At 68.4% G+C, this 22,879-nt stretch carries 23 protein-coding genes; 11 read left to right on the top strand and 12 right to left on the bottom strand.

Annotation, left to right across the window (positions count from 1 at the left end; genetic code table 11):
• Together ACAM49_RS07430 and ACAM49_RS07425 are read left to right on the top strand one after the other, a co-directional pair.
• On the top strand, window positions 1-1,497 hold a 1,497-nt coding region (locus tag ACAM49_RS07430; protein ID WP_369634698.1), incomplete at its 5' end, for a hypothetical protein.
• A 239-nt stretch (window positions 1,498-1,736) separates the two neighbouring features.
• Window positions 1,737-2,786, top strand: a complete 1,050-nt coding sequence (locus ACAM49_RS07425; protein WP_369634697.1) for a fused (3R)-hydroxyacyl-ACP dehydratase subunits HadA/HadB — start codon at window positions 1,737-1,739, stop codon at window positions 2,784-2,786.
• 48 nt (window positions 2,787-2,834) lie between these two features.
• On the opposite strand, the gene ACAM49_RS07420 is transcribed toward ACAM49_RS07425, so the two are convergent.
• From ACAM49_RS07420 to fbaA, 3 genes are all read right to left on the bottom strand, one after another.
• Window positions 2,835-4,301, bottom strand: a complete 1,467-nt coding sequence (locus tag ACAM49_RS07420) for a DUF4185 domain-containing protein (protein WP_369634696.1) — start codon at window positions 4,299-4,301, stop codon at window positions 2,835-2,837.
• A 117-nt stretch (window positions 4,302-4,418) separates the two neighbouring features.
• The gene (locus tag ACAM49_RS07415; protein WP_369634695.1) at window positions 4,419-5,537 is read right to left on the bottom strand and encodes a BTAD domain-containing putative transcriptional regulator; all 1,119 of its coding nucleotides are present in this window, start codon (window positions 5,535-5,537) and stop codon (window positions 4,419-4,421) included.
• Window positions 5,538-5,626: 89 nt separating this feature from the next.
• Entirely contained in the window at window positions 5,627-6,664 is a 1,038-nt protein-coding gene (fbaA, locus tag ACAM49_RS07410) for a class II fructose-bisphosphate aldolase (protein ID WP_369634694.1), read from the bottom strand.
• Window positions 6,665-6,890: 226 nt separating this feature from the next.
• Between fbaA and ACAM49_RS07405 the strand changes: the two genes are divergently transcribed.
• Both ACAM49_RS07405 and ACAM49_RS07400 read left to right on the top strand, forming a co-directional pair.
• The gene (locus ACAM49_RS07405; protein WP_369634702.1) at window positions 6,891-7,544 is read left to right on the top strand and encodes a DedA family protein; all 654 of its coding nucleotides are present in this window, start codon (window positions 6,891-6,893) and stop codon (window positions 7,542-7,544) included.
• A 7-nt stretch (window positions 7,545-7,551) separates the two neighbouring features.
• The gene (locus tag ACAM49_RS07400; RefSeq protein ID WP_369634693.1) at window positions 7,552-8,265 is read left to right on the top strand and encodes a DedA family protein; all 714 of its coding nucleotides are present in this window, start codon (window positions 7,552-7,554) and stop codon (window positions 8,263-8,265) included.
• 7 nt (window positions 8,266-8,272) lie between these two features.
• On the opposite strand, the gene ACAM49_RS07395 is transcribed toward ACAM49_RS07400, so the two are convergent.
• The 3 genes from ACAM49_RS07395 to ACAM49_RS07385 all read right to left on the bottom strand — a co-directional run bounded on the left by ACAM49_RS07395 (window position 8,273) and on the right by ACAM49_RS07385 (window position 10,706).
• Window positions 8,273-9,415, bottom strand: coding sequence for a glycoside hydrolase family 76 protein (locus ACAM49_RS07395; protein WP_369634692.1), 1,143 nt, complete (start codon window positions 9,413-9,415; stop codon window positions 8,273-8,275).
• 62 nt (window positions 9,416-9,477) lie between these two features.
• Window positions 9,478-10,161, bottom strand: a complete 684-nt coding sequence (locus tag ACAM49_RS07390) for a TrmH family RNA methyltransferase (RefSeq protein WP_369634691.1) — start codon at window positions 10,159-10,161, stop codon at window positions 9,478-9,480.
• Between the two features lie 44 nt (window positions 10,162-10,205).
• Window positions 10,206-10,706 (bottom strand): hypothetical protein, encoded by a 501-nt coding sequence (locus ACAM49_RS07385; protein ID WP_369634690.1) that lies wholly within the window; start codon window positions 10,704-10,706, stop codon window positions 10,206-10,208.
• Window positions 10,707-10,818: 112 nt separating this feature from the next.
• Between ACAM49_RS07385 and ACAM49_RS07380 the strand changes: the two genes are divergently transcribed.
• From ACAM49_RS07380 to ACAM49_RS07350, 7 genes are all read left to right on the top strand, one after another.
• Window positions 10,819-12,228, top strand: coding sequence for a sensor histidine kinase (locus ACAM49_RS07380; protein ID WP_369634689.1), 1,410 nt, complete (start codon window positions 10,819-10,821; stop codon window positions 12,226-12,228).
• Window positions 12,229-12,236: 8 nt separating this feature from the next.
• On the top strand, window positions 12,237-12,899 hold the full coding sequence (locus tag ACAM49_RS07375; RefSeq protein ID WP_369634688.1) for a LuxR C-terminal-related transcriptional regulator: 663 nt from the start codon (window positions 12,237-12,239) through the stop codon (window positions 12,897-12,899).
• 40 nt (window positions 12,900-12,939) lie between these two features.
• Entirely contained in the window at window positions 12,940-13,551 is a 612-nt protein-coding gene (locus ACAM49_RS07370) for a Uma2 family endonuclease (protein ID WP_369634687.1), read from the top strand.
• A 113-nt stretch (window positions 13,552-13,664) separates the two neighbouring features.
• Window positions 13,665-14,111: a hypothetical protein gene (locus ACAM49_RS07365; protein WP_369634686.1), complete on the top strand. Its 447-nt coding sequence runs from the start codon at window positions 13,665-13,667 to the stop codon at window positions 14,109-14,111.
• Between the two features lie 87 nt (window positions 14,112-14,198).
• Window positions 14,199-15,521 carry a cytosine permease gene (locus tag ACAM49_RS07360; protein WP_369634685.1) on the top strand — a complete coding sequence of 441 codons (1,323 nt, stop codon included), beginning with the start codon at window positions 14,199-14,201 and terminating at the stop codon, window positions 15,519-15,521.
• On the top strand, window positions 15,518-16,609 hold the full coding sequence (locus ACAM49_RS07355) for a phosphotransferase enzyme family protein (protein WP_369634684.1): 1,092 nt from the start codon (window positions 15,518-15,520) through the stop codon (window positions 16,607-16,609). Before ACAM49_RS07360 ends, ACAM49_RS07355 begins: the two co-directional genes overlap by 4 nt.
• Window positions 16,610-16,718: 109 nt before the next feature.
• Entirely contained in the window at window positions 16,719-17,213 is a 495-nt protein-coding gene (locus tag ACAM49_RS07350) for a hypothetical protein (protein ID WP_369634683.1), read from the top strand.
• Between the two features lie 132 nt (window positions 17,214-17,345).
• Here ACAM49_RS07350 and ACAM49_RS07345 read toward each other — a convergent pair whose 3' ends face one another.
• The 6 genes from ACAM49_RS07345 to ACAM49_RS07320 form a co-directional block, all read right to left on the bottom strand.
• A complete protein-coding gene (locus ACAM49_RS07345) occupies window positions 17,346-18,032 on the bottom strand; it encodes a lysoplasmalogenase (protein WP_369634682.1) in 687 nt (228 codons plus the stop codon).
• Complete coding sequence (locus ACAM49_RS07340; RefSeq protein ID WP_369634681.1) at window positions 18,032-19,090, bottom strand: beta-ketoacyl-ACP synthase 3; 1,059 nt, start codon at window positions 19,088-19,090, stop codon at window positions 18,032-18,034. The genes ACAM49_RS07345 and ACAM49_RS07340 overlap by 1 nt, the downstream gene beginning before the upstream one ends.
• A 146-nt stretch (window positions 19,091-19,236) precedes the next feature.
• Window positions 19,237-19,782, bottom strand: coding sequence for an orotate phosphoribosyltransferase (gene pyrE / locus ACAM49_RS07335; protein ID WP_369634680.1), 546 nt, complete (start codon window positions 19,780-19,782; stop codon window positions 19,237-19,239).
• Window positions 19,783-19,790: 8 nt separating this feature from the next.
• Entirely contained in the window at window positions 19,791-20,603 is an 813-nt protein-coding gene (locus ACAM49_RS07330) for an SDR family NAD(P)-dependent oxidoreductase (RefSeq protein ID WP_369634679.1), read from the bottom strand.
• A 133-nt stretch (window positions 20,604-20,736) separates the two neighbouring features.
• A complete protein-coding gene (locus tag ACAM49_RS07325; protein ID WP_369634678.1) occupies window positions 20,737-21,831 on the bottom strand; it encodes a hypothetical protein in 1,095 nt (364 codons plus the stop codon).
• A gap of 59 nt (window positions 21,832-21,890) precedes the next feature.
• On the bottom strand, window positions 21,891-22,751 hold the full coding sequence (locus tag ACAM49_RS07320) for a DUF5666 domain-containing protein (RefSeq protein ID WP_369634677.1): 861 nt from the start codon (window positions 22,749-22,751) through the stop codon (window positions 21,891-21,893).
• Window positions 22,752-22,879: the final 128 nt, after the last annotated feature.

The raw sequence follows: 22,879 nt of genomic DNA, 5'->3' as shown, positions 1-22,879 counted from the left end.
GGCGCGAACCGCGTCCAGCCGCCCGCCGCCAAGTCCCCGGGCACCCCGCCCCAAGCCCCCGGCGCACCCGCTCAGCCGCAGGGCAAGAGCGGCGGGCCGGGGGCGTCGTCTCCGGCCGATGACGCGCCCACGCAGTTCATTCCGATTCAGCGTCCGGCAGACAAGAAGGCTCCCGAGAGTGCGGCGGCCGCGCCTGCCGGTGCCGATGCCGCGGCGGACGCGACCACGCAGATGATCAAGATTCAGCGGCCCGGCCAGGACAAGAGTGCCGAAAAGGCTGAAGCGCAGGGTGGTTCGGAGAAGCCCGCGCCGGAAGATGTTCCCACGCAGGGGATGCCGGAGACGCCGGGCGAGAAGGATGGAGCGGGCGAGAAGACCGCAGCGGCCCAGCAGGGCGCTGGGACCGGCGCGTCCGACGCCGCCCCGGCCGCGAAGGGTGGCGATACCCCGAAGGGCGACGCCGGTGCCCCGAGCGGCGACGCCGAAACCGTTGTGATCGAGAAGGTTCCGGCTCCGGTCGAGGACGCCACCACGGCGCTGCCGATCGTGTCCGGGGAGGCGGGGACCGAGAAGATCCGGGTTTCGGGGCCGCAGGGCCGGGCGGTGAGCAAGCCGCCGCAGACGCCCCGGGGCAATATCGGGCCGCGCAATGCCGGACCGCGCGGCAACGCGCCGGTGCAGGACGCGCCGGTGGAGGAGACTCGGCCCGCGCCGCCGCGGCCGCCGATGGGCCCGCGCCGTCCGGCGTCCGCGCCGTCCCCCGCCGATATGCAGCCGACCACCCCCGGCCAGCCGATCGGCGGGCCGCGGATCGCCCCGCCGCAGCGGGTCGGTGCGGGTGCGCCGCAGGGGCCGGGTGGCCCGCAAGGCCCGCGCGGACCGCAGGCACCGAATGCGCAGGGCCCCAACGCGCCTCAGGGACCGGCGGCTCAGCAGCGCCCCGCGACACCGCAAGGCCCTGCCGCACAGCAAGGCCCCGGTGGACCTCAGGGTCCGGGTGGACCGCAATTGGCGCAGCCGCAGCGGGTTCCGGCCGCCGACGCGGAGGCCAAGCCCGCCGGTGGTTCGAAGAAGAAGCTGTGGATCATCTTGGCGGCGGCCGTGATCGTGGTGGCGGCGATCATCGGCGTGATCGCGGCGGTGACCAAGCACAACAGCGACAACTCGCCGGAAGCGTTGGTGCAGAAGACGATCACGTCGTACACGGACGCCCTGAACAGCGGGAATCTGGATACGCTGCGGGCGGTCACCTGCGGCAACCAGCACGAGTTCTATCAGAAGATCTCGGCGGACCAGTTCACCAGCGTCTATCGGACTTCCAAGGAGCAGAAGAGTATTCCGCTGGTGAAGAGCATCGACGCCATCCAGGTGACCGGCGACACCGCCATCGCGCAGGCGACGGTGTACACCGAGGCGGATCCGACGAAGACCTCCGCGCGCACCTTCGATCTGCGCAACGAGGGCGGTTCGTGGAAGGTGTGCGACCCGCAGCACTGACACTTCCTGGTCGAGCACTGACGCATTCGCGGTCCCTGCCGCGATGAACATCACAAACACCTGGTCATCGGTCCGGTACGCCGGTAGAGTGTGCCGGATTGTCTGGGCCAGCCTTTTCGGCATTCCGGCACTTCAGCGGTTGTACACCGTCTAGGGCATCGGGCCGCACAGCCCGCGGCGATGCCCGTCAGAAGTGGTGCGGGCCCACCGGTTTTCGATTTTGCAGGGAGCTGAACACCATGCCGGAAACGGCTGAGGCCACTCGGGCCACCGCCGCCGATTTGGTCGGACGGCACTTTCGTGTCCGCGATCACTATGACGTAGGCCGCGAGAAGATCCGCGAGTTCGCGCGCGCCGTGCGCAATGATCACCCCGCCCACCATCGTGAGGACGCCGCCGCCGCGCTCGGCTACGGCGGCCTGCTCGCGTCGCCGACCTTCGCGTCGGTGATCGGCGCGGCCACCACCCGCTCCCTGATCGGCTCCGTGCTGACCGAGTACGACGTCTCGCAGTTCCTGCAGACCGATCAGATCTTCGAGTACTACCGGCCGATCCTGGCCGAGGACCGCCTCGGCGTGGACGTGACGGTGGAGAACATCCGCAGCTACGGCGACAACGACTTCATCACCGTCAAGGTGACGATGACCGACGCCGACCTGCTGCCGGTGCTGGTCGCGACCACCACCATCGTGGCCCGCAAGGGCGTCGAGATCGATCCCGGCATGGTCGAGACGGTGACCGGCGTCGTCATGCACGGCCATGTGGCCAAGCCCGGCGAGTCCGCCGCCGACCCCAACGCGCTGATCCTGCTCGCGCCCGAGGAGGTGGGTGAGCTGGCCGCGCCCGCCGCGCCGCTGCCGGTGCGCACCAACCACGCCGCCGCCGAGCTGTCCGCCGGATTCGAGTTGCCCGCCGGGCGGTCCGCCGTCACCCGCGGCGACCTGGTGAACTACGCGGGCGTCTCGGGCGACCCGAACCCGATCCACTTCAGCGATACCGCCGCCACCCTGGCCGGGCTGCCCACCGTGGTGGCGCACGGCATGCTCACCATGGGCCTGACCGCCGCGTACCTGGTGGAGTGGCTGGGCGATCCGTCGGCGCTGCGCAAGTTCAGCGTGCGGTTCTCCGGTTTCGTGCCGGTGGAGCCCACCGCCGCGACCCCGATCGACTTCACCGGCAAGGTGAAGTCGGTGGACGCCGAAACCGGTTCCGCGACCGTCGTTCTCGGCGCGACCTCGGAGGGCAAGAAGCTCTTCGGCCGCGCCGTCGCGGAGATCAAGCTGAGCTGAGCTTCCCGAAACGCGAAGGGGGTTCGGGGGCCAAGCCCCCGGACCCCCTCAGTTCACGCTGGCGTGCATCAGATAGACGTTGTAGTCACTCCAGGTCGACATGGTGAAGTACATGTCCTCGCCGGTCGACCAGGGGTGGATGAATCCGCCGTAGAGCTCCGGGAATTGGAGTGCGCTCACCGTGACCGCGCTGTCGGACCACGCGCCCTGCGGTGAATCCGATTCCCGCACAACCAGAGCGGCCTTGGCGGTGTCCAGGTAGCTCATCTGCCACAGCTTGCGGGCGGCATCGTAGCGGACCGACAGCTCCGCGGCGGGCGCGTCGACAATCGGTGTGGCGGTGACGATTCCGCCCAACGCGGGCACCCAGGCATCGGTCTGCCAGTACTGGTAGGCGGTCGGATTCAGCACCTGCTCCTTGGGCACCCGGGCCAGCCCGACCCCGCCGAGGCGGGTATTGGGGATGCCGAACATGTACACCCAGTCGCCCTGCGGCACCATGGCCGCCACCTGAAAGTTGGAGACGCCGAAGATGTTCTCCCACTTGGCGTACGGATCCTTGGTCCAGTGTTCGCCGTGGTCGTCGGAGTAGGCGATGCCGCCGTAGTTGGTGTACCAGGTGCCCGGAATGCTGTTCCAGGTGCGGATCGACATATAGCTCATGTACTGCCGGTTGCCGAGCGCGAAGCCGGAGGTCGGGATCGTGGTGATCTCGATATTGTCCATCTTGCGGCTGCTCAGCAGTTCCGCCGCGTGGCAGCGGTCGTCGGCGACCATGCGATCGAAGACCACCCCGTTGGCCAGATCCCGATTCTTGCTGAACGCCAGCAGATTCGACCGCCAGTCCTCGCCCATGCCGCCCGGCGGGTGGAAGTCGCGGCCCACGGTGTCACCGAAGGCGATGGCGATCTCGTCGGGCGCGCTCTCCCACATGATGCCCAGGTCGGTGCCCTGCACCTGCCAGCGCTTGTCGGTGCGGTTGACCGAGTTGGCGCCGGTCAGCTTGGCCACCTCACGCACGTCGGAGACCCGCGGGGTGGGCCGGGGCGGGGTCTGCGCGGCGGCCTCCACCGGCGGGTGCGCCGGATCGGGTCCGGGCGGCAGCTGCGGCGGATTCGGGTTGGGGAGCGCGAAATTGAACGGCTGCGGCCGCACGATCAGCTTGGGCAGGCCCAGCTGCTGGGCCAGGTCGGGCGGCGCGGCGGGCTGGTCGGTGAGGTCGGGGCACGGGTTCACGCACGGATCCGGCGGCAGTTCCATCTTCACGCGCTTCAGGTTCTCCACCGGCGGCCCGGGATCGACCGTCACCACCGGATAGACCACCGGCACCTCGAGGGTCTTGGGGATCAGCGCCTCGTGCGACGGCTTGGCCTCGGTCGCGCAGGGCCCGATACCCGGAACACCCGCCGCGGCACCGGGATCCGATTCCGCCGCCGCCATCGACCGGTCCACTCCCACGAGCACGCCCGCTCCGAAAATCACCGCTCCCGCAGCTGCCACCAGCCGCTTGGCCAATGCACTCAACCTCTCGCCGATCGGGTCTCCCGGACACGTCCGGGCGGAGACCCTACCGGGGGAATCGGACGAATCGCCGGTACTCCGCCGATCTCGATCGAATCGATACCGGCGAGATCAGCGCAGCGCCTGGAAGGTCAGCACCGTGGTCCCGATCCGGATGGCGTCCCCGTCGGCCAGCACGGCGGCGGATTCGATGGATTCCTCGTTGATGTAGATGCCATTGGCCGAGTGCAGATCCTTGATGAGCAGACCGGCCCGGCTCGGGGTGATCTGCGCGTGGTACCGGCTGGCCTTGGGATCGTCGAGGACCAGATCGTTGTCGGTCATGCGGCCGATCTTCATGCCGTTCGGCCCGATCGGGATGGTCCGCCCGTCGTCCATGCGCAGCTGGCCGGCGCGCACCGCGCGCGGCATCTCGGTGACGGTCTCGGTCATGGCCTTGGCCATCCGCTCGACCTCGTGAATCTGCCCGGTGCTCAACGGTTCCTGGCGCAGCACCTTCTGCTCCAGCGCGATCAGCGCGGGTCCGGGATCGATGCCGAGCTCGTCGGCGAGCACGGTGCGCACCCGGCGGCAGGCGTCGAGCGCGTCGGCCTGGCGGCCGGACAGGTAGAGGGCGGTGATGAGCTGCGCCCACAGCGGTTCCCGCAGCGGATGCGCGCCGGTCATCGAGATCAGTTCGCCGACCACGGAAGAGGCTCGGCCCAAGGCGATCTCGGAATCGATGCGGGCGGAGGCGACCAGCAGCCGCTCCTCGTCCATGGCGGTCGCGAAGCTCTCCGCGAAGCCGAGGCCGGACAGGTCGTCCAGGGCCCGGCCGCTCCACTCCGCCAGCGCCGCACCGAAGAGCCGGGAGGCGGCGGCCGGATCACCGATCGAGGCGGCCTCCGAACCCTCACGGCGCAGCGTCTCGAAGCGCCCCAGATCGCATTCGTCGTCCTCGATTTCCAGCCGGTAGCCGGAGGATTCGGTGCGCAGCAGCGCCACCGGGTCGACCCCGGCCGTGCGCAGCGTCTTGCGAATGTTCGAGACGAACACCTGGAGGCTGGCCTGATAGGAGTCCGGCGGATCGTCGTTCCAGACGATGTCGGCCAGTGCCTGGGAGGACACCGCCCGCCGCCGGTTCACGGTCAGTGCCGCGAGCAGCGCGCGCGGCTTGGGACCGCCGACCGGTACTGACCGGCCGGCGACCAACAGCTGCACGGGGCCCAGGACCCGTACATCGACAGTCATGCCACCTGCCTCGATAGAGACCGCGGCGCGCCCGCCGCTCGAAAATTGCCCGGATTCCGCCGTTTTCGACGGAATCCCGACCGTTGAGCTTACTTGGCGCTGATCGAACGTCCCGCCGACTTCAGATCGTTGCAGGCTTCGACGACGCGCGCGGCCATGGAGGTCTCGGCCTTCTTGAGGTAGCTGCGCGGGTCGTAGACCTTCTTGTTGCCGACCTCGCCGTCGATCTTCAGCACGCCGTCGTAGTTGCTGAACATGTGGCCGGCGACCGGACGGGTGAAGGCGTACTGGGTGTCGGTGTCGACGTTCATCTTCACCACGCCGTAGCGCAGCGAGTCCTCGATCTCCGACTTCAGCGAGCCCGAACCGCCGTGGAAGACGAAGTCGAACGGCTGCGCGTCCGCGGCCAGGCCCAGCTTGGCGGCGGCCACCCGCTGACCCTCGGCCAGCACCTCGGGCTTGAGCACGACATTGCCCGGCTTGTACACGCCGTGCACGTTGCCGAAGGTGGCGGCCAGCAGGTACTTGCCGTTCTCGCCCGCGCCCAGCGCGTCGATGGTCTTCTCGAAGTCCTCGGGCGAGGTGTAGAGCTTGTCGTTGATCTCGGCCTCGACGCCGTCCTCTTCACCGCCGACGACGCCGATCTCGACCTCGAGGATGATGTTCGCCGCGTGCGCCTGCTTCAGCAGTTCCTTGGCGATCTCCAGGTTCTCGTCGATCGGGATCGCCGAGCCGTCCCACATGTGCGACTGGAACAGCGGGTGCTGGCCGTTCTTCACGCGCTCGGCCGAAATGGCCAGCAGCGGACGGACATAGGTGTCCAGCTTGTCCTTGGGGCAGTGGTCGGTGTGCAGCGCGATGGTCACGTCGTAGCGCGCGGCGACCACGTGCGCGAACTCGGCCAGCGCGACCGCGCCGGTCACCATGTCCTTCACACCCAGGCCGGAGCCGAATTCCGCACCGCCGGTGGAGAACTGGATGATGCCGTCGCTACCCGCGTCCGCGAAGCCCTTGATGGCCGCGTTGATCGTCTCCGACGAGGTGCAGTTGATGGCGGGGAACGCGAAGGAGTTCTGCTTGGCCCGAGCAATCATCTCGGCGTAGATCTCCGGAGTCGCGATGGGCACAGTGACCTCCGTGTTGTGTGTGGTGCGTACGACAAATTCTGTCAGCTGACACGATAGGACAGCCCTTTTTCTCCGGGGCAATGGCCTCACATACCTCACAAGTTTGTGAGGTTGCATCGACGTTCGGTGTGATGTCCGAGGTACCGGTACTGTGGTGGCCGTGACCTTGCTGGCCGTATCCGATGCCGTGACGACCAATGCCGCCTTGCCCGCGATCTTGGATCCAATGCACCTCCTGACGGAGACTTGGCTCTCGCACGCGGTGCTCCCGGCGATCTTGGCCATCGTCTTCATCGAGACCGGCCTGCTGTTCCCGATCCTCCCCGGCGATTCGCTGTTGTTCACTGGCGGTCTGCTGGCCGCCCAGGCGCACCCGCCGGCCGGTATGAACATCTGGTGGCTGGTGCCCGCGACCGCGTTCGTGGCCTGGCTCGGCGATCAGAGCGGCTACTGGATCGGCCGGAGCATCGGCCCGGCGCTGTTCAAGAAGGAAGACACCCGCTTCTTCAAGCAGAGCTACATCACCGAGACGCACGCCTTCTTCGAGAAGCACGGCCCCAAGACCATCGTGCTGGCCCGCTTCGTGCCCATCGTGCGCACCTTCATGCCGGTGCTGGCCGGTGTCTCGAAGATGGACTACCGCAAGTTCGCCACCGTCGACATCATCGGCGCGATCCTGTGGGGCGGCGGCGTCACGGTGCTCGGCTACTTCCTGGGCAATGTCGAATTCATCCGCAAGAACGTCGAGGCGATCTTCCTGCTGATCGTGTTCGTGTCCGTTCTCCCGGGCATCATCGCGGTGGCGAAGAACCTGCTGCACCGCGGCCAGCAGCCGGAGCAGGCCGAGCTGGCCACCTCGACGAACGAGCCGACCCGCTGAGCCATCGGTGTCGACCAGCCCGCTAACCACCCTCGCCTCCGGCGGGTTCGGACCGCTGGAAACAGCCGGACCGGTTCTCGTCTGGACGATCGTGCTCACCTTCGTCTTTCTCGAGTGCGCGCTCATCATCGGCCTGTTCCTGCCCGGCGACTCCATGCTCATCACCGCCGGCGTGGTGATGGCCTCGCAGGTCAACGGCGAGGGCCACATCTGGGCGCTCTCGATCGGCACCATGATCGCGGCCATCGCCGGCAATCAGGTCGGGTACGTGTTCGGCAGCCGCACGGGACACCACCTGGTCGCGCGCAAGAACGGCAAATACATCAACACCCGCAATCTGGCGCGGGTCTCGGAGATGCTGCACAAGCACGGCTTCCTGGCGGTGCTGGTGGCCCGCTGGATTCCGTGGGTGCGCACGCTGTGCCCGCTGGTCGCGGGCGCGGCCGGGATGGACCACCGCAAGTACACGATCGCCTCGACCATCGGCGCCGTCATCTGGGCCCCGGTGATCCTGCTGGCCAGCTACTACGCGGGCAGCTTCCTCGAGGACATGTCCTGGCTGATGCCCGCGGTCATCGGCACGCTGGTCGTCGGGCTGATCCTCGGCACGGTGATCGGGGTCCGGCAGTACCGCGCGGAGATGGCGCGGCCCACCGAGGATTTCGACCTCGACGCGGCGGAAGCCACGACCCAGCCGCTCCCGGTCATCCGGAATCAGTAGCCGAGATCTACAGCCCGGCGGCCGTCACCGTGTGCGCGGCCTCCATCAGCTTCCAGCCCGAAAGCTGCACCGACAGATCGCGTTCCGGGCTGCGCGAGGCGCTCACCGAACCGCCCTCGAACCGGCCCGCGCCCGCGAGCCCCGGCAGCCGCGCGGGCTGCCGCCAATCCGCGCCGAACAGCGGTTCGCCCTCCACATCGAGGCGGTGCTCCCAGGCGGCGGTCGCCGACGCGCGGACGATGGTCGCGGCCTTGCGGCGCGCGGTCACCTGGGTCGGCTCGTCACCGGGCAGCATGACCGCGGCCAGGGCCAGATAGCGGACCAGGATGCCGTTGAACAGGCCGCCGTCCCCGCCGCCGTCGCCGACCACGATGCCGCCCGCGGTCATGTGCTCCTCGATGGCGTCCACCAGCCGGACCGCGCGCTCGGCGTGCCGGGGCTCGCCGGTGTGCACGGCCAGTTCGGTTTCCAGGCCCAGCGTCACGCCCTGGCAGTAGCTGTAGACCGGCTTCTCCACCTCGCCGGACGGTAGATGGATGCCGTCGAAGATGAGGCCGGTGTCCTGGTCACGCAGGTGCGTGTCGAGGAAGTCGGCCAGTTCCTGGGCGCGCGCGTAGCGGCCCAGCCGGGCCATGGCGATGCCCACCGGGCCGTTGGCGGGTGCGTTGAAGAAGTCCGAGCCCCGGCGCCAGGGCACCGCGCCGAACTCCGGCTCGAACCCGTTGACCAGCGTCTTCTCCAGGATGAGCAGCCCGCCGCGGACCTCCTCCACCCCCGCGATCCGCTCGGCGCGCTCCAAAGCGATTGCCAGCCAAGCCATATCGTCGTAGTAGTTGTTGGTCCAGCCGGTGATATTGCGCAGCCGCATGGCGTGCGCGATGGACCACAGGCGCCGCTGCCGCGCGGGGGTCGGGGCGCGATTGGCGGCGTCGACCGTGCAGTCGATCAAGTGGGCTTGCCACCAGTAGTTCCAGAAGGCGAAGCTGCGTTCGCGTTTCATGGCGGGCCAGCCGACCACCCCCAGCTGGGTGCCGGGAACAGCCCACAGCCTACGTAGATGCCGGGAGAGAACCGCGGATTCCGCCAGGTCAGCACGCTCCGACCACAGGGCAGCGGTCGGCTCTATATTGCGCCCGGTCCGCGATGTCATGGGACTAATAATGCCAATCGGACACCACTGTTCGTGGCTATTTTGTTACCGAGAGTCGAGCGTCACCACGCGTTGCCCAGGTCCGCGTGCTGACGCACCCACGCGTGCATCGCGATACCCGCCGCGACCCCGGCATTGATGCTGCGTGTCGACCCGAACTGCGCGATCGAAACCGTCAGCAGCGCGCCCTTTTTCGCGGCCTCGGTGACACCCGGCCCCTCTTGGCCGAAGAGCAGCAGGCAATTTCGCGGCAGGGTCGCGGTCTCCAGCGGCACCGCGCCCGGGACATTGTCCACCGCCACCACGGTCAGCCCCTCGGACTCCGCGAAGCGCAGCAGTTCATCGGTATCGGTGTGATGGTGAATGTGCTGGTAGCGGTCGGTGACCATGGCGCCGCGCCGATTCCACCGCTTGCGGCCCACTATGTGGACGGCCGCCGCGGCGAACGCATTGGCGGTGCGCACGACCGTGCCGATATTGGCGTCGTGCCCGAAGTTCTCGATGGCCACATGGAAGGGATGCCGGCGCGCGTCGATGTCGGCGACGATGGCCTCGCGCCGCCAATAGCGGTAGGCGTCCACCACATTGCGGCGGTCGCCGTGTTCGAGCAGCTCCGGATCCAGGCGCGGATCGGCCGGCGGCTCGGTGCCGAACTCCGCGCGCCACGGCCCGACACCGTGCGGATGCTCACCCCATTCGGTCGGTCCGGGGGCGAGCGGGTCGTCGGCTGTCGGGGCGGGACTCACCCGGGCGATGGTAGTGGCGGCCGCGCCCGGGCCCGCCGCGAGGCTTACGTGGTGGTGCTGGCCGCGCCCACGACGAGCATCAACACGATGAACAGGATCGCCAGGATGAGCAGCGCCGAGGAGACGATGCCGCAGATCCAGCCCGCCGTCACCATGCCGCTGCCGCCGATGGCCCCGCCCGAATCCCGGATCTCCCGGCGCGCCTTGCTGCCCATGATCCAGGCCACCGGACCGAGCAGCTGGCAGAAGGCCAGGCTCATGATGCCCAGGATCAGGATGATGACGCCCTGCGGGTGGTCCGGCGCGGGCGCGCCGTAATAGCCCGGGTAGTAGCCCGGCGCGGGCTGATATCCGGGGTTGTAGCCGTACGGCTGGGGCTGGCCGTACGCCTGCGGCTGGCTGTAGTCCTGCGGCTGGCCGTATCCGTAGGGCTGGCCGAAGTCCTGGGGCTGCGCGGCGTCCTGGGGCTTGTTCAAGTCCACGGGCTGCGGGTTGTGGCCCGGGGACTGCGGATCCCAGCCCGGCGGCGGCGGATCGTATGTCATGCGCAGAATGCTAGGTGGTGGTGCCGCCGATTACGTGGTGGTGCTGGCTACACCGCTTGTTTTCGGGTCTGCTCCCTCGCCCCGGCACCCGGCGACCCGCGACGATGGGACCATGAGCGATACGGCCGCCCTGCCCACCCTCGCGTTCGAACCGCCCGCCCCGCAACCGGATCCGGGCGGTGGCAGCCCGTGGGCGGGGCTGCGCACCTTTCTGGTGACGCCCTTCCGGGCCCGCACCTGGAAGGAATTCGCCTATCTGATCATTGTTTTCGTGCTCGGCTGCCTGGCCAGCGCCTATCTGTTCCTGGCGGCCTGGGGCAGCGTGTTCCTGGTGATGTTCATCGTCGGCATTCCGGTGGTGGCGGCCTTGCTGCTGGGCGGCCGGGTGTGGGGAAAGATCTATCGGGTGCTGGCCGCGGTCCTGCTCGATACGCCGCTGCCCGAGCCGCCGCCGTTCACCTTCAAGCCCGGCCCGATCGGCTGGCTGCGCAGCGCCTTCACCGACCGGACCTCCTGGCGGGCCCTGCTCTTCCTCGTCTGCGAGGCCCTATTGGGCATGGTGGGCGGCTATTTCGTGCTGGTGATCGTGGCCATGACGGGTTTCACGGCCATCTCACCCCTCCCGTGGGCCCTGCTGAATCCGGTCAATGTGGATGAGAACGGGGTCGAGCACCATTCGCTGGTCCAGTTCAATCAGTACTTCCTCGACACCTGGCCGCGGGTGCTGGGCTTCGCGGCGATCGGCGTGATCGGCTGCTTCCTGCTGCCATGGCTGATTCGCGGCGTGTGCTTCCTGCACCGCCTGCTGTCCTTCTGGCTGCTCACCCCGACCGCCCGCGACCGCGAGCTGGTCGAACTCCAGGAGAGCCGCCGCGCCGCGGTCGACGATTCCGCCGCCACCCTGCGCCGGGTGGAACGCGATCTGCACGACGGCGCCCAGGCGCGGCTGGTGAGCATCGCCATGATGCTCGGGCGCGCCGAGGAGCGCCTCGCGACGGGCGGCGACGCGGGCGAGCTGATCGCCCAGGCCCGCGCGAGCTCCAAGGAGGCGCTGACCGAATTGCGCGAACTGGTGCGCGGTATCCATCCGCCCGCCCTGGAACTCGGACTCGGACCGGCCCTGGAGACCCTGGCCGCCCGCTGCGCGATCCCGGTGGAACTGCGGGTGCTGCTGCCGGTGCGGCCCAGTCCGGCCATCGAGGCCATCGCCTACTTCTCGGTCGCCGAACTGCTGACCAATGTGGTGAAACACGCTGCCGCGAGCCGCATCTGGGTGGCCGTCATGCCGGCCGGACCGGGCGCGCTGGCCTCGGGCATGGACGCGCTCTCGGTGAGCGTGCGCGACAACGGTCAGGGCGGGGCGCTGCAACCGGCCGGTGTTTCCGGCGAAGCCGTTGTGGCGGGCGGGCTTTCGGGGCTGGCGCAGCGGGCGCGGTCGGTGGACGGCTCGCTGTTCGTGGACAGTCCGGTCGGCGGGCCCACCGTGGTCACGCTGGTGCTGCCGATCGCGGGGCCGCGATGATCGAGGGCATGGATACCGCAATCGCGCCGCTGCGCGTGGTGATCGCCGAGGACAATGCCATCCTGCGGGACGGGCTGACCGCGCTGCTGTCGGAGCGCGGCTTCGAGGTGGTGGCCACCGTGGGCGACGCGACCGGTCTGCATGATGTGGTCGTCGGTCAGCGGCCGGATGTGGCCGTCATCGATGTCCGCATGCCGCCCAGTTTCACCGACGAGGGCCTGCTGGCCGCGCTCGCGCTGCGCCGCAGCCATCCGGATACCGGGGTGCTGGTGTTCTCGCAATGGATCGAAACCCGTTATGCCACCGAACTACTGGCCTCCGGCGCGGGCGGCGTCGGTTACCTGCTCAAGGACCGCGTCGCCGATGTGTCCGATTTCGTCGACGCGCTGCGCCGCGTCGCCACCGGCGGCACCGCGCTGGATCCGGAGGTGGTGAGCCAGCTCATGGGCGCTGCCCGGCAACAGGATTCGCTGGCGCGACTCACCCCGCGCGAGCGCGAGGTGCTGGAATCCATGGCGCAGGGATTGTCGAATTCGGCCATCGCGCAGGCCCTCACGGTGACCGAGCGCGCCGTCGAAAAACACATCGGCAACATCTTCACCAAACTGGAACTGCCGCCCTCGGATCTGCACCACCGCAGAGTTCTCGCGGTTTTGCGTTTGAAAGGCTAAACGTCGCTGCACGGTTGCGGAGCCGTGGAAGACTGGGGGCATGACTCGGTCGAGTTCCGCGGAATTGCTGAAATCGGTTGAATACTGGCCGAATCACCTGCTGACCATTGCCGAGTGGTCGCTGCTGCCCGAGAACAACCGGCACTGCCGGGAACTGGTGGACGGCGTGCTCGTGGTGGCGCCGCAGCCACCGCGGCATCAGCTCGCGGTGTGGCGGCTGGCCGCGCAATTGGAGCGCGCGCTACCGCGGCGGGTGGCGGCCATGGCCCGCATCGAACTGCTCGTCGACGAGGGTTCGCCGCCGACCGTGCGGGTGCCCGACGTCCTGATCGTCGGCGGCGCGGCCGGGGCCGAGCACGCCACCCGGGTGCGGCCCGCGGATGTACTGGCGGCCATCGAGATCGTGTCGCCGGGCTCGCGGCGGGTGGATCGGGTGATGAAGTACGCCGAGTACGCGGCGGTGGGGATCGAGCACTACTGGCTGCTGGAAACCGAGGATTCGCTGCGATTGCGGACGCATCGGCTGCGCGACGGTCGGTACGTACCGACCGGTGAGTACAGCGGACAGGCCACCCTCGAACTCGACAGCCTCACGCTGCCACTCGATCTGGATGCCCTGACCGCGCTGCGCGCCTCCGGCGCATCGGTCTGACAACCATCGTTGCGTCGGTTCGACAACAAGGCCTCTGACCTCGCCCGATCCGCCCACCTGCTACGAAATTCGGGACTATCCTGGAATTCCGTAAGCCGTGGTTGGAGGGTGTCATGGACCACGCGCGCATTATCCGAACAGTGCTCGGAGTGACAGCCGCCTATCTGATCGCTCTCGGCGCGTGGCTGGGCTGGATCGTTCCGCTCACCCCGCCCGGTACCGTGCCGCTCCAAGTGATCACACTGGTCGGTCTCTTCGGAACCTTCCTGGGCCTGGGCATGCTGCTCGCCCAACGCCCCACCCGCGCCGATCGCAAACTGCGCCGCCACGGGCTCGAGGGCTGGGCCAATATCGAAGCGGTCCATCCGCTGCAGCGCACCGACCACTGCACCGAGATCACCGAACTCGATCTCGAACTGGTGGTGCCGGGCTCGGAGACCTACTACGGCAGCATCGTCTTCGATGTGGAACCGGTCGTGAAGCCGAGAATCACTGTGGGCGGCACACTTTCGATCCGGGTCGACCCGACCAACCGCGATCGGATCATGCTCTGCCTGTAAGCGCAATCACCGCCTCCGGAAACATATATCCAGGTCAGGGCCACCTGGCTGCCCGTTTTGCCTGCTCTTGGACGTAGCATCCAACCCATGACGATCGCCCCCAAGCAGGACCACAGAGAAGCGCCGCTGGTGCTCGACACCGAGCCGCCGCGCACGCTCGGGTTCACCGATCAGGCGGCGTTCTGGCTCAATATCGGCGTCAGCCTGATCGGATTCAGCGGCGCGGCCGTCGTGCTCGCCCCGACCGAGGGCACCAAGCTGCCGCTCATCGGCGCCCTGCTCGCCACCGTCGTCGGCACGGTGATCGGCGCGGCCATGGTGGCCGGGCCCGCGGCCATCGGATCGCGCACCGGCGCACCCGCCATGGCGGTGCTGCGCGGACTGTTCGGCACGCGGCTGTCCTATGTGCCGACCGTCGCCAATATCGTGCAGTGCATCGGCTGGGGCGTGTACGAGCTCACGGTGATCACCCTCGGCGTCTCCGCGCTCACCCACGACCGGGTGCCGCACTGGATCGTCATCGTCGCGGCGGGCGTGCTGTCCACGGTCATGGCCATCTGGCCATTGGCCGCGGTGCGCGCATTGCGCAAGTACGTGTCGGTGGCGGTCGGCATCGCGCTCGTCTATTTCACCATTCAGCTGCTGCGGCAACCGATTCCGCTGCCCACGGGCACCAGCTGGAGCGGTTTCTGGCCCGCGGTGGACTCCACCCTGGCGGTGTCCATCTCCTTCGTCCCGCTGGCCGCCGACTACACCCGGCACTCGCGCTCGGCGAAGACCGCCGCGAGCGCCACCGTCATCGGTTACTCCGTCGCCCAGGTCTGGTGCTACGGGCTCGGCATTCTCGCGATCCTGCAGGCGGGCAATGCGGACAACATCTTCGACACCTTCCTCGGCGTGGCCGCGGGCTGGGTCTTCTTCGCGGTGCTGGTGCTGCGCGAATCGGATCAGTCCTTCGCCAATATCTATTCGACGGCCATGTCCATCCAGAACCTGTTGCCGCGGGTGGATCGCCGGATCCTGGCCGGACTGGTCGGCCTGATCGTGACGCTGCTGGCATTGCCCGTGCGCGACTTCAGCAACTACGCCAACTTCCTGGTCCTGATCGGTTCGGTCTTCGTGCCGCTGTGCGCGGTGCTCATCGTCGACTACTTCTTCGGGCAGGGGCGGCGCGGCTGGAACCTGACCGAGAGCGCGCCCACCCGGCCACTCATGTTGCTGCCGTGGGCCATCGGCTTCGTCATCTACCAGCTGTTCAATCCCGGTTCGATTACCTGGTGGTCCGATTTCTGGACCGAGGCGCAGGACGCGCTGCACATTCACCCCGGCTGGTGGTCCTCGGCCTCGCTCTACTCCTTCCTGGCGGCAGCGGCCGTGACAGCGCTCCTGGTGCGTTTCCGGCGGGCATGACCGGCGACGACCGCGTCTACGGGATGGGGCTCGACCCGCTGGTCGAACCCGATTGGCCCGCACTGACTTCCACCGAGGTGGACGCGGTGCTGGGTGCGGACGCGGTCATCACCTGGCGCAGCCCGCGCCCGCTCTCGGCGACCGCGCGGGTGCGGCTGCCGGACGGGCGCGAGGTCATCGTCAAACGGCTGCCGCGCACGCTGCGCGACGCCGCCGCGCTCGGCGAGGAACACCGGTTCATGGATCACCTGCGCTCGCACGGGATTCCGGTACCAGAGGTGCCGATCACCCTCGATCGCGGCGAATTCGCCTACGAGGTACAGGAACTCGGGTCCGGCCGCGACGAGTACGCGGGCGTGTTCTCCTGGTCGCCCTATCAGTCCCTCGATGACGCGGCCGCCGCCGGGCGCATGCTGGCCCGCTTGCACCTGGCCGCCGCGGGCTACGACGCGCCGCGGCGTCCGCCCCGTCCGCTACTCGCGAGCTTCACCATCTTCTCCTCCGCCGATCCGCTTGCGGCCGTGGCGGATCGGGCCGTCGAACGGCCCGTGCTCGGCGCGTTCCTGGCCGAGCGCGACTGGCGCGCCGATATGACCCGCGTCCAGCTCCCGGCCCATGAGCGCCTGTACCCGCTGCTCGCCGATCTGGAACCGCTGTGGACCCACAATGATTGGCACGGCACCAACCTGCTCTGGCGCGACCACCGGGTGTCCGACGTCATCGACTTCGGCCTGTGCGACCGCACCACCGCCGTCCACGACATCGCCACCGCCATCGAACGCTGTGCCGTGGACTGGATTTCGATCCGCGACGGCGGTCCCGCGCACGTGCGATTCGATCAGGTCCGCGACCTACTCGAGGCATACCAATCGGTACGGAATTTGACGGCCGCCGAACGCCGCGCCCTCCCGGCACTTCTCCCCCTGGTGCATTGCGAGTACGAACTCTCCGAGATCGACTACTTCCTCGGCGTCATACCCGGCGGCAATGCGAAGAACGCCGAGATCGCCTATGCCGAGTACTTTCTCGGGCATACCGCGTGGTGGACGGATTCCACCGAAGGCCGGGAACTTCTCTCGGCAATTTGATTCCCCGGCCACTTTCGGATAGAACTTGATCCGTTGCCTTTGGCAACGTGAATCGTTCTGCACGCCATCTGAGTTCGTGCAGCCGGGGGTCGGGAGAACCAGGACAATCATGCGTAACACCATTCGTAATTTCGGTCGCAAGGCTCTTGTCGCGGCGCTGCCGCTGGCCGTCGCCTCGATGTTCGCCAGCGCCGGAACGGCTTCCGCCACCGCGCCCGAGGCCCCCGCCGCCATCGTGCAGGCCGTCGCCGCGCCGATCGCGCAGGAAGTCCTCGCGCCGCAGGTCGCCCCTGTTGCCGAGGCCGCCGTCGCCCCGGTCGCGCCGCAGGCCGATGCCACCGAGATCGCCCCGGTCGCGGCCGAGATCTCGCAGCCGCAAGACATCGCGACCGATCCGAACGCCAAGAACCACGACCCGATCGCCAATGCCGTCGCCACGGGTGCGGCCGCCGGTGCGATCATCGAGAGCGTGTTCTGCGCGGTCACCCTGGTCGGCATTTTCGCGATTCCGGCCTGCGCCGTCAGCGGCGCCCTCGAGGGCGCGCTCATCGGCCTGATCGTCGGCGCGGTCGCGCCGGACGCGGTGCCGCAGGTGCTGCCCTGATCTCTCGGGGATAAGACGTGAGAACCCCATCCCGAATCGGGATGGGGTTCTTTTGCATTCGAATTCGGCAACCGATTCGACGACGACCGATTCGATGACCGATACGGTTGCCTATTCGATGACCTATTCGGATTACCGATGCGCGCGGGGATCCGCCAGCAGGTATTGCGCGACGGCGTAAGTCCCGAGAATGACGCCCTCGCTGATCCGCCGCGACTTCTCGCCACGCGCGAAAATCCTGCGCAGCACGATCAATCCGTCGGACAGCGTGAACAGCAGCGCGCCCACACCCAATCGGCTGCGCGGGTCCGCATTCGGAATGTTCACGCCCGCCACGTTTTTCGCGTCCCGGGCCAGATCCGGATCCGACGCCAGCGTGGCCGCCGTGCCGAGGGTCGCGCCATAGGCGGTGAGCGGCACGGCAACCGCCGGAGCCTTGAACCGCATCAGCGTCGCGGCCCCGAGCCACGCCGCCAGCCGCGGTACCGCGATCTGGGCGCGCGGGCGTCCGCCGCGCCGGAACCACAGCCACGAGTATCCAGTCTGCATGACCGCGAAAGACGAAGCGCCCGCGATCAATCGGCGATCGTCATCGGGCTCGATGAGCAGCACATCGCCGACGGTGGCCGCGGCCAGCGAGCCGAGCAGCACCGTGCGATCGGTGCGATCCAGGTACTGTCCGTTCACCGCCACATCGGCGGCCAGCAGCGGCATCAGCAAGGGCTTCGCGACCCACTGCAGTTTCTCCCGGCCGGTGACCGCGCCGAACACGGTCACCGCCGCCGCGCCGACGAACGCGGCGCGGAACGGGCGGGCCATCAGAAGCTGGGTTCGGCCGGAGCCGGCGGCAGCACCGCGACCTGTCCCGCGTAGGACAGGCCCGCGCCGAAGCCGAGCAGCAGCGCCAGCTGGCCGCCCTTGGCCTTGCCGGTGACCAGCATCTCCTCCATGGCCAGCGGGATCGAGGCGGCGGAGGTGTTGCCGGTGTTCTCGATGTCATTGGCCATCGGGATGTCGTCGGCGAGCCCGAGGTTCTTCTTCATGAGCTCGTTGATGCGGGCATTGGCCTGGTGCGGGATGAACACCTCGATGTCCTCCTTGGCCACGCCGGACACCTCGATGGCGCTCGACAGCGCGCGCGGCAGGGTGACCGCGGCCCAGCGGAAGACCTTGGGGCCCTCCATGTGCAGCGACATCCGGCCCACCGGCTCGACGGCCGGGTCGGTGCCCTGCAGGCGCTGTGCCTTGTTCATGAACTCCAGGAAGTCGACGTCCTGCGCGATGGCCTCGGCGTTCTCGCCGTCGGAGCCCCACACGGTCGGCGAGATGCCGTTCTCCTCGCTGGGCCCGACCACGACCGCGCCGGCGCCGTCGCCGAAGATCATGGCGGTGCCGCGGTCCTTCGGATCCAGGCCGACGGTCATCGTTTCCGCGCCGATGACCAGGATGTATTCGGCCGAGCCGGAGCGGATCATGTCGGTGGCGACGCCCAGGCCGTAGCCGAAACCGCCGCAGCCCGAGGTCAGGTCGAAGGCCGGGATGCCGTTGATGCCGAGATCGGCGGCGACGCTCGGGGCGCCGTGCGGGGTCAGCTTGAGCCAGCTGGAGGTGCAGAAGATGAGCGCGCCGATCTTGGCGCGATCGATTCCGGTGTTGTTCAGCGCCCGGTTGGCAGCCGCCACCGCCATGGTGCGCAGCGTCTCGTCGCCGGAGATCCAGCGCCGGTTGTGAATGCCGGTGCGCTCGAAGATCCACTCCGGGGTGGAATCCAGGACCTCGCACACCTCGGCGTTGCTGACCAGGCGCTGGGGCCGGTAAGCGCCGATGCCGAGCATCGCAACATTTTGATGACCCTTGTTGATTGCAATGCTCACCACAGGTGACTCACACGACCCTTCACAACACCTTTGTCGGACAAAAGACCAGCATCAGGCTAACCCAGAGCAAGGATTCAGCCCAGAGCAAAGTCAGGTTAACCAGTAGGTAAGGACATTTGTCCTCGAGCAAGCGCCGGACCCTTCGGTCAGCCCAGCGCGAGATCCTTCAAACCCAGGATCGAACGGTATTCGAGGCCCTCGGCCGCGATGATGCCGTCGGCCCCGGTCTCCCGATCCACCACCGTGGCCACGCCGACCACGATCGCGCCCGCGTCCCGCAGCGCGCGCACCGCGGTGAGCGGGGAGTTGCCGGTCGTGGTGGTGTCCTCGACCACCAGCACCCGCTTGCCCACGATGTCGGGGCCCTCGATCTGCCGCTGCATGCCGTGGGTCTTGGCCGCCTTGCGGACCACGAAGGCATTGATCGGACGGCCCGGCGCGTGCATGACCGCCGCCGCCACCGGGTCCGCGCCCATGGTGAGCCCGCCCACCGAGTCGAAGTCCCAGTCCGCCACCAGCTCGCGCAGCAGCTTGCCGATCAGCGGCGCGGCCTCGTGGTGCAGGGTGGCCCGGCGCAGGTCCACGTAGTAGTCGGCTTCCTTGCCCGAGGACAGGGTGACCCGGCCGTGTACGACGGCGAGGTCGCGCACCAGAGCCGCGAGTCTGTCCCGGTCGGTCGTCGTTACCTGCATTGCTGTGTTCATGTCCTTCCGCGTGCGTTGAACAGGCCCCGGTTGAGGCGGGCCGCCAGGGATCGTGGGATCAGTTCGGCGACCGCGACGATCGCCTTGTACTGCAGTCCGGGCACGCTGACCACCCGGTCTTTCTCCAGATCTCGCAGCGAACCGGCCACCACCTCGTCCACGCTCAACCACAGTGGTCGCGGCAGCGCAGCCATATCTATTCCGGCTCGCTCATGGAATTCGGTGCGGACGAATCCCGGGCACAAGGCCTGCACCCGGACTCCGGTCCCGACCAGCGCGCCCGCCAGCCCTTCCGAAAAGGATACGACGTACGCCTTGGAGGCCGAATAGGTCGAGCCCCTTCCCGGGATCAGGCCCGCGGTACTGGCCACATTCACCACCGTGCCCTTGGCGGCGTGCACCATGGGCGGCAGCGCCGCCCGGGTCAGCTGCACGACGGCGGTGACGTTCACATCCAGTTGCTGCTGCAGGGCGTCCGGATCCACGGTCCAGAATTCGCCCGTCATGCCGAATCCCGCGTTGTTGACCAGGAATTCGACGCCTTCCGCCACCCGGGCGGCCACCCGATCGCGATCCGCGGCGCGGGTCAGATCGGCGGGCAGCACCTGGGCTCGCGCACCGAACCGCACCCGCACATCGTGTGCGAGGGCGGCCAATCGGTCCTCATCCCGCGCCACCAGCACCAGGTCGTAACCGAGCGAGGCGAGCCGGAGGGCGTACGCCTTGCCGATGCCGGAGGTGGGCCCGGTGACCAGGGCCACCGGACGATGCGCGCCGGGCAGGCGCGCTGCAGGGGAACTCTCGGTCATCGACGGCCTATCACTCGCACGACGGGGGCGCGGTCGGCGATGACCGGAACTGCGGCCCCCATTGTGGTCCCTGACCGTCCCACACGCTGCGAATTCCCGCAGATGCGACGTGGCTGCGGCGCGCCGCGGCGAGTCACCTCGGGGCTGGGCCCTGATAAGGGCGGAAGCCCGGGTGGAAGGGGCCGCCGGGCGGGGCGCTGCGGCCCTGATCCTTGCGCCAGCCCTCCTCGGGCTCGCGGTCCGGATCATCGCGATCATCGGGTTCTGGCTCGTCCCAACGGTCTTCGTCCTCGGGGCCGCGCGGACCGTCGCGCTCCTCGTCCCACTCCGGCTCGCCCTCCGGCGCGGGCGGCCAGTTGCGGCGCACCCGGTTGCGCGGGTCCGGCACGACTTTCAGTGCGGGACGCCAGTTTTCGGGCTCGCCGTCGGATTCGCTCGCACCCGCGATATCGCTGACCAGCGGGGAGTCGTAGTCGTCGGCCTCCTCGCGGAGGCGCGGGCGGGGCGGTTCCTCGTCGCCGTAGTCGCCGTACTCGTCGTGGCCGTCGTAGTCGTCGTCCTCGGGGACCGGGCGCGAGCGGCCGGGTTCGGGCAGTTCGTCGCGGCCGCGCTCGGCATTGATGACCGGCGGCAGCACGTGCAGCAGGCCCGAGAGCCGCAGCACCGCGTCGATGGCCATCTCCCAGTCCTTGGCGACCGAGCCGACCGGCAGCATGCCCAGGGTCCAGTTGCCCTCGGACCACAGCTGCTGCACGGTGTCGGGCAGCGATTCGATGAACGCGACCATGCGCTGGTCCACCGCATGCCGCGCGATATCCGGGTTGGTGGCGAAGACCACCCGGTCACCGATGGCGCCGAGCAGCTCCAGATCGTGATCCTTGGGCGGCGCCGCGGTTTTCAGCCGCAGGTCGATATCGATGTCCGAGCCGATCTGGCGGCGCACCGCGACCAGCGTCGCGGAGTCCTCGAGATCGAAGAGCACGAACTTCTCGCCCTTGCGATTGCCCGACACCACATCCACCGCGGACAGGTAGCCGAGCTTGGCCAGCGCGCCGCGCCGCCAGGTGGAGGCGAGCGCGGGCTCCACCGAAACATAGGTGTAGCCCTGGGATTTCGCCCAGACCTGTCGCACGTGCCCCGTGCGCTGCCGCTGCAGCCGATCGAAATAGAGCAGCACGATCGCACCCACGAGCGCGATCGCCGCCAGCCCGAACCATATTGCCGTCATCGCCGCCTACCCTATCCACCTGGACCACGTAATGCCCGGCACGCCTGCACCTTTGTGACTCATCGGGTTCCGCTCGGCAGCGAAGTGCTGAAGATCAGCTTCGCTTGAATGGATCCGTCGGCATTCTTATCGCCTTGCACCATAACGACTTCCCCGACAGCCAGATCAGCGACCTTGGTGCTGCCCAAGGAGATGACCTGTGTCTTGTCGTCGGTCTTCACCGTCACCTTGTCGCCGGTGAGGCTCGTGAGGGTGAGCGTCGAGCCGTCATTGTTCGCGATGGTGCCCATATTGGCACCGAGCTCGTCCAGGTCGCCGAGACCCGGAATGGTCGGCACCCCGCTGGGTAGCGGCACCGCGGAGGTGTTGCCCGGCAGCGGGTAGGAGGAGGTCTTGACGTTGCTCGGCGCGGAGGCCGAGTCCGACGAATCCTTGTTCCCCAGCAGGGTTCCCACCAGCACGCCGACAATGGCGACCACGATCACGGCCGCGATGGCCAGCGCCACCCACAGGGTCGTATTGCGCTTGGGCGGAGGCGGCGGCGGGTTCTGCGGGAAGCCCGCGGGCTGATATCCGCCGGGCGTTCCGGGACCTCCGGGGCCGCCGGGGCCCGGATAAGCCGGAGCGCCATAGCTACTCGTCGGCTGATACCCCGGCTGGTCCGGAAAAGAGACGGTCGGTTCGTATCCACCGCCGCTCTCGTAGCTGCCCCAGTGCGTATCGGCGGGCGGCAGGATCCGGGTGGCGTCCTGCCCGACGGGCTGTCCGAAGTAATCGGGCTGACCGGCGGGTACGGCCTCGGTGGGCCCGTAGGCGGAGCCGCTGTCCGAGCCGTGACCACCCGGCCCGGACTGCTCGGTCGGCCCACTCCCCAGGCCCGGTTCCGGCCGCCGCGACCACGGATCGCTCGGATTAGTCATGGCCTCCAGGGTAGGCGGCCGACCGCGGCAGAGCCGCGAACTCGACCGGACGGTTCCCAAACAGCAAGGCCCCCGCGCGCGCCGGAGCACGCACGGGGGCCGGTGTTCGAGCTGGTCAGCCTCCTACG

This window comes from Nocardia sp. JMUB6875 (genome assembly GCF_041154655.1).
Lineage (GTDB): Bacteria > Actinomycetota > Actinomycetes > Mycobacteriales > Mycobacteriaceae > Nocardia.
Note: the sequence above shows the minus strand (reverse complement) of the source record. Positions and strands in the feature narration are given on the sequence as shown.

What these genes read in the sequence shown, in the direction of transcription:
- ACAM49_RS07365 (WP_369634686.1), top strand. Translation starts at nt 13,665, where the DNA reads ATGGACCACGCGCGCATTATCCGAACAGTGCTCGGAGTGACAGCCGCC.
- ACAM49_RS07425 (WP_369634697.1), top strand. Translation starts at nt 1,737, where the DNA reads ATGCCGGAAACGGCTGAGGCCACTCGGGCCACCGCCGCCGATTTGGTC.
- ACAM49_RS07375 (WP_369634688.1), top strand. Translation starts at nt 12,237, where the DNA reads ATGGATACCGCAATCGCGCCGCTGCGCGTGGTGATCGCCGAGGACAAT.
- ACAM49_RS07370 (WP_369634687.1), top strand. Translation starts at nt 12,940, where the DNA reads ATGACTCGGTCGAGTTCCGCGGAATTGCTGAAATCGGTTGAATACTGG.
- ACAM49_RS07405 (WP_369634702.1), top strand. Translation starts at nt 6,891, where the DNA reads ATGCACCTCCTGACGGAGACTTGGCTCTCGCACGCGGTGCTCCCGGCG.
- ACAM49_RS07325 (WP_369634678.1), bottom strand. Translation starts at nt 21,831, where the DNA reads ATGACGGCAATATGGTTCGGGCTGGCGGCGATCGCGCTCGTGGGTGCG.
- ACAM49_RS07360 (WP_369634685.1), top strand. Translation starts at nt 14,199, where the DNA reads ATGACGATCGCCCCCAAGCAGGACCACAGAGAAGCGCCGCTGGTGCTC.
- ACAM49_RS07415 (WP_369634695.1), bottom strand. Translation starts at nt 5,537, where the DNA reads ATGACTGTCGATGTACGGGTCCTGGGCCCCGTGCAGCTGTTGGTCGCC.
- ACAM49_RS07320 (WP_369634677.1), bottom strand. Translation starts at nt 22,751, where the DNA reads ATGACTAATCCGAGCGATCCGTGGTCGCGGCGGCCGGAACCGGGCCTG.
- ACAM49_RS07330 (WP_369634679.1), bottom strand. Translation starts at nt 20,603, where the DNA reads ATGACCGAGAGTTCCCCTGCAGCGCGCCTGCCCGGCGCGCATCGTCCG.
- ACAM49_RS07385 (WP_369634690.1), bottom strand. Translation starts at nt 10,706, where the DNA reads ATGACATACGATCCGCCGCCGCCGGGCTGGGATCCGCAGTCCCCGGGC.
- pyrE (WP_369634680.1), bottom strand. Translation starts at nt 19,782, where the DNA reads ATGCAGGTAACGACGACCGACCGGGACAGACTCGCGGCTCTGGTGCGC.
- ACAM49_RS07345 (WP_369634682.1), bottom strand. Translation starts at nt 18,032, where the DNA reads ATGGCCCGCCCGTTCCGCGCCGCGTTCGTCGGCGCGGCGGCGGTGACC.
- ACAM49_RS07350 (WP_369634683.1), top strand. Translation starts at nt 16,719, where the DNA reads ATGCGTAACACCATTCGTAATTTCGGTCGCAAGGCTCTTGTCGCGGCG.
- ACAM49_RS07395 (WP_369634692.1), bottom strand. Translation starts at nt 9,415, where the DNA reads ATGACATCGCGGACCGGGCGCAATATAGAGCCGACCGCTGCCCTGTGG.
- ACAM49_RS07355 (WP_369634684.1), top strand. Translation starts at nt 15,518, where the DNA reads ATGACCGGCGACGACCGCGTCTACGGGATGGGGCTCGACCCGCTGGTC.
- ACAM49_RS07380 (WP_369634689.1), top strand. Translation starts at nt 10,819, where the DNA reads ATGAGCGATACGGCCGCCCTGCCCACCCTCGCGTTCGAACCGCCCGCC.